Below are 15,519 nucleotides of genomic sequence, written 5' to 3' on the forward strand. Positions count from 1 at the left end.
TTGTCGGTATGAGATCGAAGAGTAACCCACACAGTGTGCCTGTCATAGCCTTTGTCCTATTTTTCCGTCGATACTTCCCGCGTACGGGACGAGTCTCCGGCCCGCTACAGTCATTTACGTACGTCACGCGATCAGAACCGAACTAGACGAACTCCAGCAGTTGACGACCGACCTCGAATCCACCGATCCGGATGCGGTCGCACAACTCCGGGATCGGTTCGACTTCTTCGAGACCCACATGGGAATTCACGACGATATCGAGGACGCCGGACTGTACCTGGCAGCTGACGAACTCCGCGAGGACGCTTCGGAGATCTACGAGTGAGACCACGAGCAAGCCGAGGAGTACTTCGGGACGTTCGACGAGCAGTTGGACGCCGTCGAAGACGGGGACGAGTCGGTCTCGAAGGCCGATCTGATAGAGACGATGGCGTCGATCAAGGCGTTGCTGTACGCCCACTCGAGGAAGGTGGACGAGCTCCTGCTCCCGTTGCTCGCGAAAGAACTCCCGGTTGGCGAGCAGGCCGATATCGCTGGGAAAGCCGGGGAGGTCACGCCCGACGAACTGACCGAGGAGACGACGAAGTTCATGATGGCGCGGATCGACCAGGACCGGCGGGAACACATGCTCGGCGTCTACGAGCAGACCATGCCCGACGAGGTGTTCGAGACGGTACTCGAGTGGACGTGTGAGGCCGTCCCCGAAGATGACTGGGCGTCTCTCGCCGACAGGGTCGATGCGGTTACGGCCTGATACCGATCGAGTCCATCGGGTCCCGATCCACCTCCGAATGCGTCCGGTCAAAGCGACGAACCAGTACCACAGTCACTGCGGGACCACCGCGTCGTCCCATTCCCGGCTTGCAGGAAACGTTTGGGAGTATTTGTTGCTTGAAGTGCTACTGTCGGGTACGGATGTCGAACATCTCTCACACCCACGACGGCGACGAGGGCACCGAACCCGTCACCGACCGAACCCACGAGAGCGCCTGGGCGGCGGACCTCGAAGCGCCGGAACACGCTGCTGACCGGGGTCTGGTGGTCGAACAAGCCGTCAAAGCCGTCCGAAACACCGTCGAAGGGACTCACGTCCAGCTCGTCACACACGAGGAACACGGTCACCCGTCCGAGTACCTCACCCCGGTTCTCGAAGCGGAGTTCAACGGCGAAATCGACTGCGAGTATATTTGCCAGTGTAACTGCGGCGGTCACATACTCCGTGTCCCCGTCTGACCGCCGCCCACCGGTGGGCCACTACTCGCCGTCCCCGTCTGACCGGAGTTCCGGGTGCGGGTCCGGATCGTCGGGGTGTGGGTCAGCAAAGTGCCCCGCCATTACTTCCAGCGACCGTCGTTCCCGCTCCCGGCGCTGCTCGGCGGAGACCTCCTCGACGCCGGGCGGGACGTCGCGACCACGGTCGGTGAAGTAGCCGTCCGGGACGCTCCAGTCGAACGCAAACGGCACGTCGGCGTCCTCGAGCACCGAGAGAGCGACCTCGGCGCCGTGGCCGGCGGCGACGGCGGCCTGCAGTGGCTTCCCGGCCAGCCGGCCCGCCGTGTAGAGTCCGTCGAGGTCCGTTCGCCCCGCGGGACTCGCGTCGATGAACGTGCTCCCGTCTTCCGCGTACGTCTCGACCGGGAGTTCGCTCAGGTAGTCCGTCCGCCCGGGCGTCGCGACGACGAGGCGGTCGGCACGGTGGATCCACCGGTCCTCGCCGTCGGGTTTCACGACGAACCCGTCGTCCGGGTGCCGGTCGACGTCCGCGATCTCGAGGTCGTGCCAGTCGCACCCCGCCCCTTCGGCCTGATCTCGCATGAGATCTAGCAGCAACCGAGGGTTCACGCCGACCGGGAACCCCGGGAAGTTTTCGAGGTGTGCGTTCCGCCGCAACAGCGAGTCCCCGCCGTCGAAGACCGCCGTGTCGAGACCGGCCCGAGCGATGAAACTACCCGCTGTTCGTCCAGCGACGCCACCACCGATGACGACTGCATCGTAGTCTGTCACGGCTGGAACACCGTTCCAGAGGTCGAAAGTACTCCCGGCGAATCGATTCGTTCGCCCGGCCTCAGTCCCGGTCGGAAGAATCGATGCGCGAACCCCGTGGTAGTCGCCGCCACCGTACTCTACGCTTGGGGGACCAGCCCGAATGGGGGTGATCGGCACCGGTTTCCGCGGATGGCGACCGCCACCCGATGGGACGCGCATGATCGAGACGCGCGGAGACCGAACGAGTGAACGTTCCGGCTACCGAACGTTCGTCCATCGAGGGCCATGGTCGTGACAGCTGAGAACCTCAAGGCGACGGCCGACCGGTTGCGGGAGGCGCTGGACGCGTACCACCGGCTCGTCGACGGGTGGCCGTACGAGTCCGAGACGGTGCCGGCCGAGGTCCGGGAGTACCTCGCGGACCGCGACGGATACGCTTCCGAGACCGACACGTCGCCGGCGGCCGCACTCGCGGCCAAGGTCAAGGAACTGTATTACGAAGCCCGCGAGGTGGAAGCTTCTTACGTCGAGCAGGCGCGAAGGCAGGACCATCCCGACTGGTTCGCGGTCATCGTGGCGACGAAACCGGTGCGGGAGGTGGCCCGTCAGGTCCACGCGGCGGGCTACGGGGTCGATTCAGAGACGGGTGAGGCGCGGTATCTGCTGCCGCCGGACCTGTGTCCTGCCCATCTCGTGTCGATGAACGACGGTTCTACACCCGTGACCTACGCGGACAGGGTAGCTCAGTACCGCGCCGTTGGCGATCACTTCGACCTCGCTCCCGACGTCGTCTATCATCCCGGGTCGGGACACGACGTGAGTCCGTCCGCGGCGTTTCCGGAGAGCCGAGTGGTTTACGTCGACGTCGACGAGGCTGCGATGGACGATCTGGCCCGTGCCGGGTACGAGGCTGTCGGCGCCGACGCAACTGGGCACGAGCTAGCGACGGGCGCCGACGTCATCGTGTTCCGAAACGCCGGGCTGGTCGAGGAGGCTGTCGTGGACGCGAACCTGCGTCCCGGCGGCTGGGTCCTCGCCAACGACCATCTGGAGTCGGCCCGTCACCTGGCGCGAATGGATACGCTGGAACTCATCGGAGTTATCCCAGACGACTGGACGGGGGAGTCCCCACCGGTCGTTACGGGCCGATTGGACGGGTATCTCTCCGCCGCCGGACAGACGGGCAACTCGTCACCTGATCCCCCGTTCGTAAAGGGGACGCCGCTCGATCTCTACGTCTTTCGGGACGACGAGCGACCGGGTTTGACGAGGGAGTCCCGCTAAGAGGCGTTCGCGTTCGTCAGTCGTCGGGACGGTCCTCGAACCACCTTTTTCGCTCGCCAGTTCCAACCGATGACAGAACGATGTCGGTCCACACCAAACGCGTCTACGATGACCCCGATCCCGCGGACGGCACCCGCGTTCTCGTCGACCGGTTGTGGCCACGTGGGGTCTCGAAGGAGAAGGCTCAGCTGGACGACTGGATGAAGGATGTCGCACCGAGTGACGAGCTCCGGGAGTGGTTCGAACATGACCCGGGCCGATGGGACGAGTTCAGGGAGCGATACCGCAACGAACTCGACGACCGATCCGAACGGGTTCAGGAACTGCTCGAGTACGCCCGAACGGGGACGCTCACCCTCCTCTACGCCGCCACGGACGAGGAACACAACAACGCCGTCGTCCTCGCCGACTATCTCGTCGACCGCTTGGACGAGGGGTGACGCGCTTACTGAGCCATCGCTTCGTGGTACTCCTTTCGGAGTCGTTGACAGTGCGCGCTCGGGTCCGACACGCGCCTCAGGTAGGGAAACCGAAGTTTCGGATGCTGAGATAGGGACTCCTGTTCGCGTTCGCCACACCTCATCTCGGCGCAAAACACGCCGGACCGGATATCGGCCTCTACGGCCTCGTCCAGGTCCGATTCCAGTCGTTCTCTGATCATGGTCCGCGGATCGTTCGAGGATATTACCATCAGCTTGCCTTCCCAGATCGGTAAAATATCGCTCGAACGGTTTTCGAGGTGAGAATATATTGCCGACAACGTATATCGGGAACCCACCCCTTGTCGTTACCAGTCATGACCGACCGGATGTTCCCATCTACGACCCGTGAAACGCATCGAGAACGGGCGTCGCTCGCGCCGGACGTCGATGCCGCATTCTGGGAGTTCAGCGGAGCGGTGTTCGCCGAGGGTGCGCTATCGGAAAAGACGAAGCAGTTGATGGCGGTTGCCACGGCGCATGTGACTCAGTGTCCCTACTGTATTCGCGGCCACGCGGGGAACGCCCAAGACGTGGGAGCCACTCGCGAGGAGGTAATGGAGGCGATCTGGGTCGCAGCGGCGCTCCGTGCCGACAGCACCCACACACAGACGGACCACGCCTTCGAGGAGCTGTCGGCGGAAGACCGTGCGACGATGGCGCCCGACACCTCGGACGCGTTCCGGACGTTCACCGAACGAATCTTCGACGACGGCGCCCTGTCGGAACGGACGAAGCGACTGCTGGCAGTCACCGTCGCTCACGCGCTCCAGTGCGAGTCCTGTATCGCCGATCGGGCGGACCACGCTCGGGACGCGGGAGCCACTGACGCGGAACTGATGGAAGCGGTCTGGGTCGCCGTCGAAATGCAAGCCGGTGGGGCGTACGCTCACGCGGCCATCGCACTCGACGAAATGGAAGACACTGACGACTGACCGCCCGATATCGTCACTGGCCGTTCGCCTCCCGAAGTGACGGACTGTCCCGTCTGCCGCGGGGTTGTGGTCGACCTGATAATGTAGAGGCCGGACACCTTGCCGGAGAGGCCTTTTGCGCTCTCGCTCCCAGTGATAGGTGATGAGCCACACTCAAGTCGATGGCGTGGCATCACCGGATTCCGGCGACCCCTCGGGATGGCTCGGCGGGACGGGGCAGTGGGAGCATCCGACGCTCCGTCGAGCCGTCGTCCACGGTGTTCGCCTCTACAACGGCGAGGAGCACCACGAATCGGCGGATTGCTTCGAACACGAGTGGTACAACTACGGGAGCGGAACGGTCGAGAGCAAGTTTCTCCACGGGATGGTGCAACTGGCCGCCGGCGCATACAAGCACTTCTACTTCGAGAACAGCGAGGCGCGTAGCGCCTCGGGCAGCCGGACGCAGTCCGGCGACGACGACGGGATGGCTCGCCTCTTCGAGACATCGCTGACGTATCTCCGGGGCGTCCCCGCCGACTTCTACGGCGTCGATGTTTTCGCGGTTCGCAAACTCCTGCGCGACGCGTTGGACGACCCGACGGCGCTCCAAGACGGCCGGATCCGACTCGACGGCGCGTATCCGGCCACGAGACGGGTCGACCGCGAGTTCGTCGAATCGGTCCACGATTGGGGTGGACCGCTGTCACTGGCGCCGAGACGGACCGAAATCCGATTCACATCGAGATGCGTGTCCCGTAGTCATCCTCGAACACGTGACGGCGATCGATAACCGTCTCGTATCGGTCGATCTCTTCCCGCGTTCGCGTTTCGTCCCAACCGAGTAGCGTCGCCATGTGGTCCGCGACCGTCTCCACCGCATCCCGTCCCTCGCAGGGCTCGAACCCGACTGTACAGCGCATGAACAGCACGTCGGTCAGGCGGCGAGCGTACTCTTCCTCGACGGCGACGGTGACCTGAGCGAGGATATCGTCGGTGTGTTCACAGAGCGGTTCGGCGAGTCGAGGGTCCGCCGCGGCGCGTCGTTCGATCACCGTCGCCCGGCTACCGTACAGTGACGCGAGGTGGTCGGCCGTCGCCGTCGGGAGCTCGCCCTCCAGAGACGGTTCACCGCGACCGCCGGGGAGCGGTTCCTCGGCGGTTCGGCAGGACGAGTCGACGCCCAGGTACTCCGTGACCGCGTCGGTCGCGTCCTCGGCGGCAGCGCGGTACGGCGTTATCTTGGCTCCGACGAGCGAGAACAGCCCCGCGTAGGGGTAGCCGTGTTCGACGACCTCGTGGTCACGGGAAACTGCGGCCGAATCGGATGCACCCCCGGTGTCGTACAGCGGGCGGACGCCGGCATACGCGTACAGGACGTCGCTCTCGTTGAGGCCGGGGAAGAACCGACCGACCTCGTCGAGGAGGTACTCGACGTCAGAGGCGGTCGCGTGGGCCTCGCGGGGGTCGCCGTCGTAGTCGGTGTCGGTCGTCCCGACGAGTGACTTCCCGTTCCAGGGGACGACGAAGACCACCCGCCCGTCGGTCGTCGGCAGTGTGACGGCGTCGTCGGTCAGCCGCGGAACGACGACGTGGATCCCCTTCGCCGGGCGGACGAAGGTGTCGTCGGGGAGACCGGCGGCTACCTCCTCGGCCCACGGCCCGGCCGCGTTGACGACGGCCGAGCTTTCGATGTCGAACGTCTCCTCGGTGAGACCATCTTCGACGGTGAGACCGGCAACGGAGTCGCCGTCTGTCTCGACCGATTCAGCCGACGCGTGGTTCAGGACGTCGGCTCCGTTCGCGTCGGCGTCCATGACCGTCTCCAGACAGAGGCGTTCGACGAATTCGGCCTGCCGGTCGTAGTAGGCGAACCCGCCCTGGAGGCCCGTCTCGGGCAGGGCGGGTTCCGTATCACGGAGCCGGGAGCGCGAGAGTCGTTCGTGGTTGGGCACCGTCTTCCCGTACGAGAGGGCGTCGTAGAGGGCCATCCCGAGGCGGAGTTTGAACCGGTACGACCAGGACTCGTCGTACTGGGGGATGAGGAACCGCAGCGGGTCGACGAGGTGCGGGGCGATCTCGGCGAGCGTCTCTCGCTCCCGCGGACTCTCGAAGACGAGTCCGAAGTCGTACTGTTTGAGGTATCGCAGTCCGCCGTGGACGAGGCGCGTCGAGTACGCAGTCGTCCCGGACCCGAAATCGCTCGCCTCGACCAGTACGACGTCCAAGCCCCGCATGGCGGCGTCCCGCGCGACGCCCGCCCCCGCGACCCCGCCGCCGACGACGGCCACGTCGTATTCGGCCTCCCGGACCCGGTCGAGTGTCTTCGCGCGGTCAGTCGATGAGACTCGGTCCGACATGGATTATCGTCCGCGGGCGACGGTCGTGGGCGTTCGCGGGAAGATATCCGCCTGTCGCCTCTTGTACTCGTCCGCGGGCAAGAGTCCGAGAGGCGGTCGACTCCGACACGCGATCGAAGAGTTCGACCGGTATCGGGCCGATATCGTCTGAGTTGCCCGGTTTATCCGGGGTAGTAGTACTCCCCGTCGGCTTTCTGCTCCCTGTCGAGTCGACTGCCGGGGTCGTTGACCCGTGGTCGACCGGTTCCCTCGTCGCGTCGGAACGTGATATCCAGCGACGACAGGAACGCGTTCATCCCCTCCCGCATCGACTGTGGCGGGGTCGCGTGTCCCCGCTCTCCGGGCGTCCCCTCGAAGACGACCAGGCGGTCTGCGATCCGGTCGACGACGAACAGGTCGTGGTCGACGACGAGGACGGGTCGTTCGGACCGGCCGGCAAACCGCCGGATCCGGTCGGCCAGCGTGACGCGCCGACCCACGTCGAGGAACGCCGACGGCTCGTCAAGGAGGTAGAGGTCCGCGTCTCGAGCGAAGCAGAGTGCGATCCCGACGCGTTGCAGTTCGCCGCCGGACAGCGCGTCTAGCGAACGGTCGTACAACTCCTCCAGGTCGAACGGGTCGCGTATTCGCGTCTGGAACCGCTGGGAGTGCAGGTCCGTCACCGCCGATAGCCGGTCGCGGACTGTCCCCTGTCCATCGGGGCTGATGTACTGTGGCTTGTACGAGACGGTCACGTCGTCGGGGACTATCCCCGCGCTGGGTTCGATGCTCCCCGCGAGCAGTTTGACGAACGTCGTCTTCCCGAGCGCGTTCTCGCCGACGATGCCGACGGTTTCACCGGCGTGGACCCGACCCGGGTCGACCGTCAGCGAAAACGCCGGAAACTCCGCTTCGAGCGTCGGATACTCTACGACCGGGTCGCCGCTCCGTCCGCCCCGCTCGGACGGCGACGGAAATTCGATGGCTTCCTCGCGGATCCGGACGTTCTCCTCCGACAGATAGCCGTCGAGAAACTGGTTGATCCCGGAACGCGTCGACAAGCGTCCGGAGACGACCCCGAACCCGCCTGGCTCGCCGTAGATGACGTGGATCGCGTCCGCCAGCACGTCCAGCGACGCCAGATCGTGTTCGACTACGAGACCGGCCGCGTCCGCCTCCCGGACGCGCTCGCGGATCACCCGCGCGACCGTCAGTCGTTGCCCGGCGTCCAGAAACGACGACGGCTCGTCGAAAAGGTACAGGTCCGCGTCGGCGGCGAGCGTGGCAGCGACCGCGACCCGCTGGCGTTCACCGCCAGAAAGATCCGTTATCGGTCGATCGAGGAGCGAGCGCACGTTGAGGTCGTCGAGCAGCCGGTCCCGTACGCCCGAGCCGTCCGGTAACAGGTCGCGGGCCGTCCCCCCGCCGGCGTCCGATAGTTCGTCGACGCGCTGGTCCTTGTAGACCGTCTCGACGTCGCTGTCGGCGAGTCGCTGGAGGTGCGTCTGGAGCGTTGTCCCGCGGAACGATTCGGCCGCGTGCTCCCAGTCGGTCTCGCCGGGGTCACCAAAGTTCGGAACAAGGTCACCCGCCAGGATCCGGAGGGCGGTGGTCTTCCCGACGCCGTTGCGACCTAGGAGGCCGACGACCGAACCCTCCTCGGGGATGGGTAACTCGTGCAGCCTGAAGCCGTTCTCGCCGTACTGGTGGACGAGTTGGCCCGACGCCGAGGGCAGCGGCACGATCCGGACGGCGTCGTTGGGGATTTTCTTCTCGATGAGCCTGTGCTCGGCCATCACTTTCGAGTCGTCGATGTGGAGTTCGCCGTCCTCGGTGACGTGGAAGCCCTCGCGGCCGGACCGGTTCAGCGGGTCGTACTTGACCGCGATGTCGCGTACCTCGTCAGTGACCTCGTCCTGGTCGATGACTGCGACGTACTCCTCGTCTCGCGAGTTGGGTGATGGCATTGGCGTTGTGAACTCCCGCCGTCGACCACGTGTTCGTCCGTTCAGTTCCGCTTCCCTCGGGCAAACGCGACGTCGAAGCGAAGATATCTCGTTGTACGGACCGGGGCCGTAAAAGCGTCGTCAGCGGTGACGGTCGAGCAGGTCAGCCGGGGCCTTCCAGTCGTTGTCGACGTCGACTCCGTCGCCCGACCCGCCAGCGATCCGCTAGGTGAGTACTGTGTTGGTCATGGGAAATGGGGTATCCCCGTATTGGATTTCATGTGGTGGATACGTATATCTCGCACTGGGAACATCTCCGAATTGGCGTTCATGACCGCTTTATCACGTGACTTCGGGATCGGCCAATCACGTGGACGACACCGGTATCAGATCTATCGCTCGACGTTCAGAACGACGCTGCGGACCCGTTTCCGCGTCCCCCGACGGTTTTCCGTTCCGGTCGGGTACCGCGGTCGACCGACGGCGCCCGTACCGACGGCAGTTTCCCGCGATTCCGTTTCTGTCTGCGGGGAGCTCGAAGCGATTTGGATGAACGCTTACGGTTTATGGGACCGTACCGACCAGTATGAGTTCCGCCGAACCGAAGGCGGAGGCCCGCGAGGAGACCGAAGACGAACGGGAGACGCCGAAAGAGTCCGGAAGCTCGTCAACTGGACGGTCGAGCCCCGAGGACGAGGTAGCCCGTCGTAAAACCGCTCGTGAACGGCGAACGGAGACCGAGACCGGCCGGCAGGTCCTGTTGAAGGTATTCAGATACGATCCGGAAGTGGAAGCGAAAGAGGAGCCGCGGTTCGACGATTTTCACGTCCCGTACAGTCGAGGAATGACGGTGCTGGACGCGCTGATCTACGCCCGGGACCACTACGACTCCTCGCTCACCTTCCGCCACTCCTGTCGACAGGCTGTTTGTGGTTCGGACGCCCTGTTCATCAACGGCCAGCAGCGGCTGGGTTGCCAGACGCAGATCGACGATCTCGACGAGCCTGTCCGGGTCGAGCCGCTCCCTCATCAGGACGTAGTCAAGGACCTCGTCGTGGACATGGAGCACTTCTACGAGCAGATGCACGCCGTCGAACCGTACTTCCAGCCCGACGAACTACCCGACGGCGAATACGAGGAACAACGCCAGTCGCCAGAAAACCGCGAGACGATCAAGAAGTCCACCCGCTGCATCTGGTGTAGCGCATGTATGTCCTCGTGTAACATCGTCCAGGGCGACCAGTACTACCTTGGGCCCGCGCCGATCGTGAAGGGCTATCGCTTCTACATGGACGAGCGCGAGGGCGAGGAAGCGAAAGACCGGCGACTCGACATCCTGACCGAGGAGCACGGCGTCTGGCGGTGTCAGACGCAGTTCTCTTGTACGGAGGTCTGCCCGAAAGATATCCCGATCACCGAACACATTCAGGAGATGAAACGAGAAGGGATCAAACGCGACATACGGTTCTGGGAGGACTGACCGCAACGCTTCCCGGGAGTATCGGTTAGTCGGCCGATTTCTCGGTCATTCGTTGGATGAGGGGTGCCACGAGATGTCACCCCGGTCGACCGTAAACGGATAGTGGCCACACTCAGGGCAAGTCATGCGCTTCGCGCCCTCGTCGAAGTCGCGCTCGCCCATTCTGTGGCGGTGGCCGCACGAGTCACAGACGAGTCTAACAGGCATAGACTCCCCCGGACCTCCCGTCAAGTGCACCGACGCGCCGTCCGGAGAGCGATTCCCGGACCGGTCGTAGCGGTCCGGGCGGCGGCGTGGACCTGACACGCCGACGGCCGGCGACCGGGGTGGCGAGACGACCAGTCACGGTCAGAACGGAGCGTCCGTCGACCCGCGGCTGCTCCCCTCGTTTTGCATGGCCCGCTCCATCGGGGTCGAACCCACTTCCGGGCTGTCCTCGGGTTCGGCCTCGACGTCGCCGGTTTCGACGTAGGTCTCTTCGAGTTCGGCCAGCTGTGCGTTGATCTCCTCGCTCTTGTGGTGCATCGGGTCGGCCCGCACGCGCAGCAGGTCGTATTCGTGGCGCTCCGAGAGGCCGTTCCACGCACGGAACGACCCGATAGTGAGGGTATGGGTTTGCGGACAGAACGGCGTGGTCGGCGTAAACTCCGCCCGGAGCACTCGCTCGACGCCGTCGGCCTCGACGGCGTCGTCGGCCTCGGAATCCTCGACCGCGTAGCGGTAGCCGGCGTTCCTGTGGCGGGTGTCGAGGTTCAGCCGCGCGAGGTTGTAGTTGAACGTCATGTCGTAGACCTTTCGCTCTTCGAAGAGCTCGCGCGTCAGCCGATGGAACGCCGCGTGTTCGCGACCGGCGAGCACGTCGTGGTCCTCCAGAAACTCGTTGGGAAACGGTTCGTTCTCGATGTTGAACCGGTCGTAGGTCTCGAACAGGTCGTCGTCGCTGTCGCCGAACGGTGAAGGGAACCCGGGCATGTCTCTCCGTACGGCGGCCAACAGGATACGGGTAGTCCCGGAGATATTCGTGTCACACTTTTCCCAGACGGTCTGGCATGGAAACGTCAGGCCAGCGCGTGCTTGTAGGCCTCCAGCGTCCGGTCGATGTCGTCTTCGGTGTAAGCGGCGCTGACGAACTGGCTCTCGAACTGGTTGGGCGGAAGCAGAACGCCACGGTCCTTCGCGGCCGGTCTGAGCAGTCGCGCCCAGCGGTCCGCGTCCCGGCTCCGAACGTCCGCACCCGTTCGGGGGAACTGCTCGGTGTCTCCCGGGCCGCCAGCGAACAGGAGTTTGAACATCGAATCGATCCCGACGACCGTGTATTCGGACCCGCTGTCGGCGATGATCTCTTCCAGTCCCGATCGCAGGCAGTCACCCAGTGCGTATACCTGATCGTAACGGGGAATTCGGACCCGATTCACATCGGGAGAAGCCGGAAAGGCAGCCATCGCTCATTATCATGCCATGGAATCGTCGGATACAAAAATCAAGGCCCGGCCGAAGTGACGTCGCACGGCGGTTTCTGGAGTCGTTGATCGTCACATCTACTGGACGACAGCTGTTCGTTTTCTTTCTGCGGGTAGTCGGGCACCTGGTGGCAATTGTAACCGCCTTCCACGAGATTGCGAAGCCGTACTCGGCGGAATCTGAGATATACGCCGGTCCGAATCCATTCGTCGCAGTTCTGTTCAGTGGCTTTGGCTCCAAAGAACCCACTGTGCGCCTGTGTGTGGGAATAGGTTCGTGTCATAGACTGCTTCAAATACGGGGGACAAGGACAGCAATTTGAAGGGCTCATTCTTTGGTTTACCCATGTACTCGACGCTCGGATCGGTCTGGCATCGGTATCGGTCAGTACCGCTGATCTATCGTATCACACTTGGGTTCATCCTCGGGTCCGCAGCGGGAATCACATTCGGTGAGCAGATGACAATTGTTGAACCGCTCGGAGACCTCTTCCTCCGGCTGCTCAACATGCTGGTAATCCCGATCATCGTCTTCACGCTGCTAACCGGGATCCGCCAGCTATCACCCGCTCGACTTGGCAGGATCGGTGGAACGACTGTCGGACTCTATGCAATAACGACCACCATTGCTGGCGTCATCGGACTTGTCGTCGCGAACGTACTTCAGCCCGGCCGTGGCGTCGAGTTTGCCGGTGGCGAAGCCGAGTCCCAGGCGCCTCCATCGATCTCCGAGGTCCTGCTCGGCATCGTCCCAAATAACCCGGTCACTGCAATGGCGGACGGTAATCTGCTCGCGACCGTCTTCTTCGTGATCGTCTTCGGAATTGCGCTTACGTACGTACGTGCCCAGCAGGACGACCTCGCAGACCGTGTCGACTCGGTGTTCGAGGTGTTCGAGGTTGGCGCCGAAGCGATGTTCGTCGTTGTACGTGGCGTTCTCGAATATGGCGTGATCGGGGTATTTGCACTCATGGCCGCCGGGATCGGTACCGAAGGTATCGGCGTGTTCTCGTCGCTGGGCGAGCTGGTACTCGCCGTCACGATCGCAGTCGTCGTTCACATCGTGTTTACGTACCTCCTCCTGCTCATGGGCCTGGTCGCGGGCGTTTCGCCGCTCGCTTTCCTCATCGGTGCGAAGGACGCAATGGTGACTGCGTTCGCGACTCGCTCCTCGAGTGGGACGCTCCCGGTAACGATGACCAACGCCGAAGAAGACCTCCGCATTGAGGAGCAGATCTACTCGTTCGCCCTCCCGGTTGGCGCCACAGCCAATATGGACGGTGCCGCCATCCGACAGGCGATCACCGTCGTATTTGCTGCGAACGTGGTCGGCCAACCACTCGCTCTCTCGGAGCAAGTACTAGTGCTGGTCGTCGCCGTTCTCATCAGTATCGGCACCGCTGGGGTCCCCGGGGCAGGGATCGTCATGCTTACCGTCGTGCTCAATCAGGTCGGTCTGCCGCTTTCAGTGGTCGGGTTCGTCGCCGGCGTGGATCCGATCCTGGGCCGCATAGCGACGATGAACAACGTGACCGGTGACCTCGCAGTCTCGACTGTCGTCGGCAAATGGAACGATGCGATCGATTTCGACAGCGGTGTCTGGACGAAAACGGTCACCGATGTCGGATAGATCGTCTCCAGCAACGACTGAACCCCGCGAGACAGATGGATATTGGGTCGATCGGCGTTAGACGTGGACCCGGACGACGTGCCCGCCACAGCCACACTGTTCGATGTATTCCCACTCGACCTCGTCGCCGAACTCGGCCGCGAGTTCGTCGAAGAGGAACTCCGAGGGATGACCGTGGTTCGCGTGGGTGACGAGATTGACGTGGTTGCCATCCGCGGTGTGTTCGACGGCCTCTATTCCCTGCTGGACGACTAAGTCCCGGTCGTCGGCGTGCTCGGGCTTTTCGAGGTTCGCGGACCAGGAGTTGTCGTGCACGCTGTCGGTCACCGGTTCGGCGTCGTGGTCGTGATCGTGGTCGTGGTCGTGAGGGGTACTCGACATCAGTGTCCGGATCTATGTACTCGACCGATAAAAGGGCCGTCGCGATTCCAGGAAAGTGAGACTGTGATCGAGGACCTAGAATGCCGGGGGTCCGTGTTCAGTCATGACGGTCCCCCAGCGCCTGGTGGTCGAATTCGAGTCCGTATCGCTCGGCGTTCTCCGGACGCCGGCTCGCATCTACCTGTTGCCGGCACGGTGCCGCTGTATCACGGTATCGGTGACTTCTCGGGGTGGTCCGAAGTGCGTCGTGTGTCCGGTGTGGCGAACACCATCGACAAAACACTGGTAGGTCGCGACGCGAAACCCAGACCCAGGGAACCGGTGACCGTTTCCGAGGGACGGCCGATATCGTCCCTCGCGAACGCGCCGAGTCGACCGGCGGACACAGACCATGATTTCGATCAGCAAACTCCTGTGCGATCTGGATGCGGAGAGCGACGGACTCCGATACGACGCGGGTGACGAGTCCTCGAAGCCGCAGATCACCGAACAGCGCCAGCGCCGGCCGGTCGTCGTCTGGAACCTGACCAAGCAGTGCAACCTCTACTGCGAGCACTGTTACGCGAGCGCCGACCGCGAAGTCGCACCTGGGGAACTGACCACGGCCGAGGGGAAGACACTCCTCGACGAGCTGGCGGAGTACGGCGTACCGGTCGTACTCTTTTCCGGGGGCGAACCACTGGTCCGAGACGACCTGACCGAACTCGTGGCCCACGCCGCGGACCTGGGGTTGCGCCCGGTCCTCTCGACCAACGGCACGCTGATCACGTCCGAGGAGGCGCGGGAACTCCGCGATGCCGGACTTCAGTACGCCGGAGTTTCGGTCGACGGGATGCCCGAACGCAACGACCGGTTCCGCGGACAGGAGGGCGCCTTCGACGCCGCGGTCCGGGGGATCGAGGCGTGTCTCGACGCCGGTCTCAAAACGGGTCTCCGATACACGATCACGGAGCGAAACGCCGAGGACCTCGAAGACGTCGTCGCGCTGCTCCACGATGTCGGGGTCGACCGGTTCTGTTTCTACCACCTGGACTACGGCGGGCGGGGGAGCGAGATCGTCGACGTCGACCTGGAGCCGGCCGACAAGCGCCGGGCCGTCGAACGACTCTGTGACCTCACGCGAGAATACCACGACGACGGTCACGAGATCGAGACGCTACTGGTCGGGAACTACGCCGACGCCGCGTACCTCGTCGAATACGCCGCCGAACACCTCGGCCGGGAGACGGCTACGCGGATCTATCGCTACCTCCGGCACAACGGTGGCGACCCCGCCGGCGAGCGGGTCGCCGACGTCGACTACCAGGGCAACGTCCACCCGACGCAGTTCTGGCAGGGGTACTCGCTGGGAAACGTTCGGGACCGTCCGTTCGGCGACATCTGGGACGACGAGACCAACCCGTTGCTCCGCCGACTACGTAACCGGGAACAACACCTCAACGGCCGGTGTGGCCGGTGCCAGTACCGGGATATCTGTCGCGGGGGGTCTCGGCTGCGGGCGCTGACGGTCCACGACGATATCGACGCGCCGGACCCACAGTGTTACCTGACGGAGGTGGAGATCACGTCGCCGCCGCCAGTCGAACACCGGGAACCCGCCGAGAACTGACCCATTCGTTT

At 63.9% G+C, this 15,519-nt stretch carries 15 protein-coding genes and 2 pseudogenes; 11 read left to right on the forward strand and 6 right to left on the reverse strand.

The window, feature by feature from the left end; genetic code table 11:
- Nucleotides 1-160: 160 nt before the first annotated feature.
- The 3 genes from PSC72_RS08090 (at nucleotide 161) to PSC72_RS08100 (ending at nucleotide 1,233) form a co-directional block, all read left to right on the forward strand.
- A complete protein-coding gene (locus PSC72_RS08090; protein WP_274325373.1) occupies nucleotides 161-325 on the forward strand; it encodes a hypothetical protein in 165 nt (54 codons plus the stop codon).
- 45 nt (nucleotides 326-370) lie between these two features.
- Nucleotides 371-754, forward strand: a complete 384-nt coding sequence (locus tag PSC72_RS08095) for a hypothetical protein (RefSeq protein ID WP_274325374.1) — start codon at nucleotides 371-373, stop codon at nucleotides 752-754.
- Nucleotides 755-915: 161 nt separating this feature from the next.
- Nucleotides 916-1,233 (forward strand): CGCGG family putative rSAM-modified RiPP protein, encoded by a 318-nt coding sequence (locus tag PSC72_RS08100; RefSeq protein ID WP_274325375.1) that lies wholly within the window; start codon nucleotides 916-918, stop codon nucleotides 1,231-1,233.
- A gap of 21 nt (nucleotides 1,234-1,254) precedes the next feature.
- Here the strand turns inward: PSC72_RS08100 and PSC72_RS08105 are convergent, their stop codons facing one another.
- A complete protein-coding gene (locus tag PSC72_RS08105) occupies nucleotides 1,255-2,004 on the reverse strand; it encodes an FAD-binding protein (protein ID WP_274325376.1) in 750 nt (249 codons plus the stop codon).
- 273 nt (nucleotides 2,005-2,277) lie between these two features.
- Between PSC72_RS08105 and PSC72_RS08110 the strand changes: the two genes are divergently transcribed.
- The 5 genes and pseudogenes from PSC72_RS08110 to PSC72_RS08125 form a co-directional block, all read left to right on the forward strand.
- The gene (locus PSC72_RS08110; protein ID WP_274325377.1) at nucleotides 2,278-3,270 is read left to right on the forward strand and encodes a hypothetical protein; all 993 of its coding nucleotides are present in this window, start codon (nucleotides 2,278-2,280) and stop codon (nucleotides 3,268-3,270) included.
- An 80-nt stretch (nucleotides 3,271-3,350) separates the two neighbouring features.
- Nucleotides 3,351-3,710 carry a DUF488 domain-containing protein gene (locus PSC72_RS08115; protein WP_274325378.1) on the forward strand — a complete coding sequence of 120 codons (360 nt, stop codon included), beginning with the start codon at nucleotides 3,351-3,353 and terminating at the stop codon, nucleotides 3,708-3,710.
- A gap of 368 nt (nucleotides 3,711-4,078) precedes the next feature.
- Nucleotides 4,079-4,285 (forward strand): annotated as a pseudogene (locus tag PSC72_RS25590) (carboxymuconolactone decarboxylase family protein); the annotation flags it as partial.
- Between the two features lie 21 nt (nucleotides 4,286-4,306).
- Complete coding sequence (locus PSC72_RS08120) at nucleotides 4,307-4,684, forward strand: carboxymuconolactone decarboxylase family protein (protein WP_274325379.1); 378 nt, start codon at nucleotides 4,307-4,309, stop codon at nucleotides 4,682-4,684.
- A 139-nt stretch (nucleotides 4,685-4,823) separates the two neighbouring features.
- Nucleotides 4,824-5,354: pseudogene (locus tag PSC72_RS08125) on the forward strand (DUF309 domain-containing protein); the annotation flags it as partial.
- A gap of 46 nt (nucleotides 5,355-5,400) precedes the next feature.
- Here PSC72_RS08125 and PSC72_RS08130 read toward each other — a convergent pair.
- Together PSC72_RS08130 and PSC72_RS08135 are read right to left on the reverse strand one after the other, a co-directional pair.
- On the reverse strand, nucleotides 5,401-7,023 hold the full coding sequence (locus PSC72_RS08130) for a glycerol-3-phosphate dehydrogenase/oxidase (protein WP_274325380.1): 1,623 nt from the start codon (nucleotides 7,021-7,023) through the stop codon (nucleotides 5,401-5,403).
- 161 nt (nucleotides 7,024-7,184) lie between these two features.
- Nucleotides 7,185-8,969, reverse strand: a complete 1,785-nt coding sequence (locus PSC72_RS08135; protein ID WP_274325381.1) for a ribosome biogenesis/translation initiation ATPase RLI — start codon at nucleotides 8,967-8,969, stop codon at nucleotides 7,185-7,187.
- A 565-nt stretch (nucleotides 8,970-9,534) separates the two neighbouring features.
- Here PSC72_RS08135 and PSC72_RS08140 point away from each other — a divergent pair.
- Complete coding sequence (locus PSC72_RS08140) at nucleotides 9,535-10,428, forward strand: succinate dehydrogenase/fumarate reductase iron-sulfur subunit (protein ID WP_274325382.1); 894 nt, start codon at nucleotides 9,535-9,537, stop codon at nucleotides 10,426-10,428.
- 348 nt (nucleotides 10,429-10,776) lie between these two features.
- Here PSC72_RS08140 and PSC72_RS08145 read toward each other — a convergent pair whose 3' ends face one another.
- Together PSC72_RS08145 and PSC72_RS08150 are read right to left on the reverse strand one after the other, a co-directional pair.
- Nucleotides 10,777-11,400, reverse strand: a complete 624-nt coding sequence (locus tag PSC72_RS08145; RefSeq protein ID WP_274325383.1) for a hypothetical protein — start codon at nucleotides 11,398-11,400, stop codon at nucleotides 10,777-10,779.
- Nucleotides 11,401-11,486: 86 nt separating this feature from the next.
- Nucleotides 11,487-11,843 (reverse strand): PLP-dependent aminotransferase family protein, encoded by a 357-nt coding sequence (locus PSC72_RS08150; RefSeq protein WP_274325384.1) that lies wholly within the window; start codon nucleotides 11,841-11,843, stop codon nucleotides 11,487-11,489.
- Nucleotides 11,844-12,234: 391 nt separating this feature from the next.
- On the opposite strand from PSC72_RS08150, the gene PSC72_RS08155 reads away from it, so the two are divergent.
- Nucleotides 12,235-13,518: a dicarboxylate/amino acid:cation symporter gene (locus tag PSC72_RS08155; RefSeq protein ID WP_274325385.1), complete on the forward strand. Its 1,284-nt coding sequence runs from the start codon at nucleotides 12,235-12,237 to the stop codon at nucleotides 13,516-13,518.
- Between the two features lie 57 nt (nucleotides 13,519-13,575).
- On the opposite strand, the gene PSC72_RS08160 is transcribed toward PSC72_RS08155, so the two are convergent.
- Nucleotides 13,576-13,899: a CGCGG family putative rSAM-modified RiPP protein gene (locus PSC72_RS08160; protein ID WP_274325386.1), complete on the reverse strand. Its 324-nt coding sequence runs from the start codon at nucleotides 13,897-13,899 to the stop codon at nucleotides 13,576-13,578.
- Between the two features lie 391 nt (nucleotides 13,900-14,290).
- On the opposite strand from PSC72_RS08160, the gene PSC72_RS08165 reads away from it, so the two are divergent.
- Complete coding sequence (locus tag PSC72_RS08165; protein WP_274325387.1) at nucleotides 14,291-15,508, forward strand: TIGR04347 family pseudo-SAM/SPASM protein; 1,218 nt, start codon at nucleotides 14,291-14,293, stop codon at nucleotides 15,506-15,508.
- Nucleotides 15,509-15,519: the final 11 nt, after the last annotated feature.

It is taken from the genome of Halosimplex aquaticum (genome assembly GCF_028747785.1).
Lineage (GTDB): Archaea > Halobacteriota > Halobacteria > Halobacteriales > Haloarculaceae > Halosimplex > Halosimplex aquaticum.

Excerpts from the sequence above, each read along its gene's own strand:
- PSC72_RS08100 (WP_274325375.1), top strand. The coding sequence starts at position 916 with ATGTCGAACATCTCTCACACCCACGACGGCGACGAGGGCACCGAACCC.
- PSC72_RS08115 (WP_274325378.1), top strand. The coding sequence starts at position 3,351 with ATGTCGGTCCACACCAAACGCGTCTACGATGACCCCGATCCCGCGGAC.
- PSC72_RS08120 (WP_274325379.1), top strand. The coding sequence starts at position 4,307 with ATGGAGGCGATCTGGGTCGCAGCGGCGCTCCGTGCCGACAGCACCCAC.
- PSC72_RS08130 (WP_274325380.1), bottom strand. The coding sequence starts at position 7,023 with ATGTCGGACCGAGTCTCATCGACTGACCGCGCGAAGACACTCGACCGG.
- PSC72_RS08135 (WP_274325381.1), bottom strand. The coding sequence starts at position 8,969 with ATGCCATCACCCAACTCGCGAGACGAGGAGTACGTCGCAGTCATCGAC.
- PSC72_RS08140 (WP_274325382.1), top strand. The coding sequence starts at position 9,535 with ATGAGTTCCGCCGAACCGAAGGCGGAGGCCCGCGAGGAGACCGAAGAC.
- PSC72_RS08145 (WP_274325383.1), bottom strand. The coding sequence starts at position 11,400 with ATGCCCGGGTTCCCTTCACCGTTCGGCGACAGCGACGACGACCTGTTC.
- PSC72_RS08155 (WP_274325385.1), top strand. The coding sequence starts at position 12,235 with ATGTACTCGACGCTCGGATCGGTCTGGCATCGGTATCGGTCAGTACCG.
- PSC72_RS08160 (WP_274325386.1), bottom strand. The coding sequence starts at position 13,899 with ATGTCGAGTACCCCTCACGACCACGACCACGATCACGACCACGACGCC.
- PSC72_RS08165 (WP_274325387.1), top strand. The coding sequence starts at position 14,291 with ATGATTTCGATCAGCAAACTCCTGTGCGATCTGGATGCGGAGAGCGAC.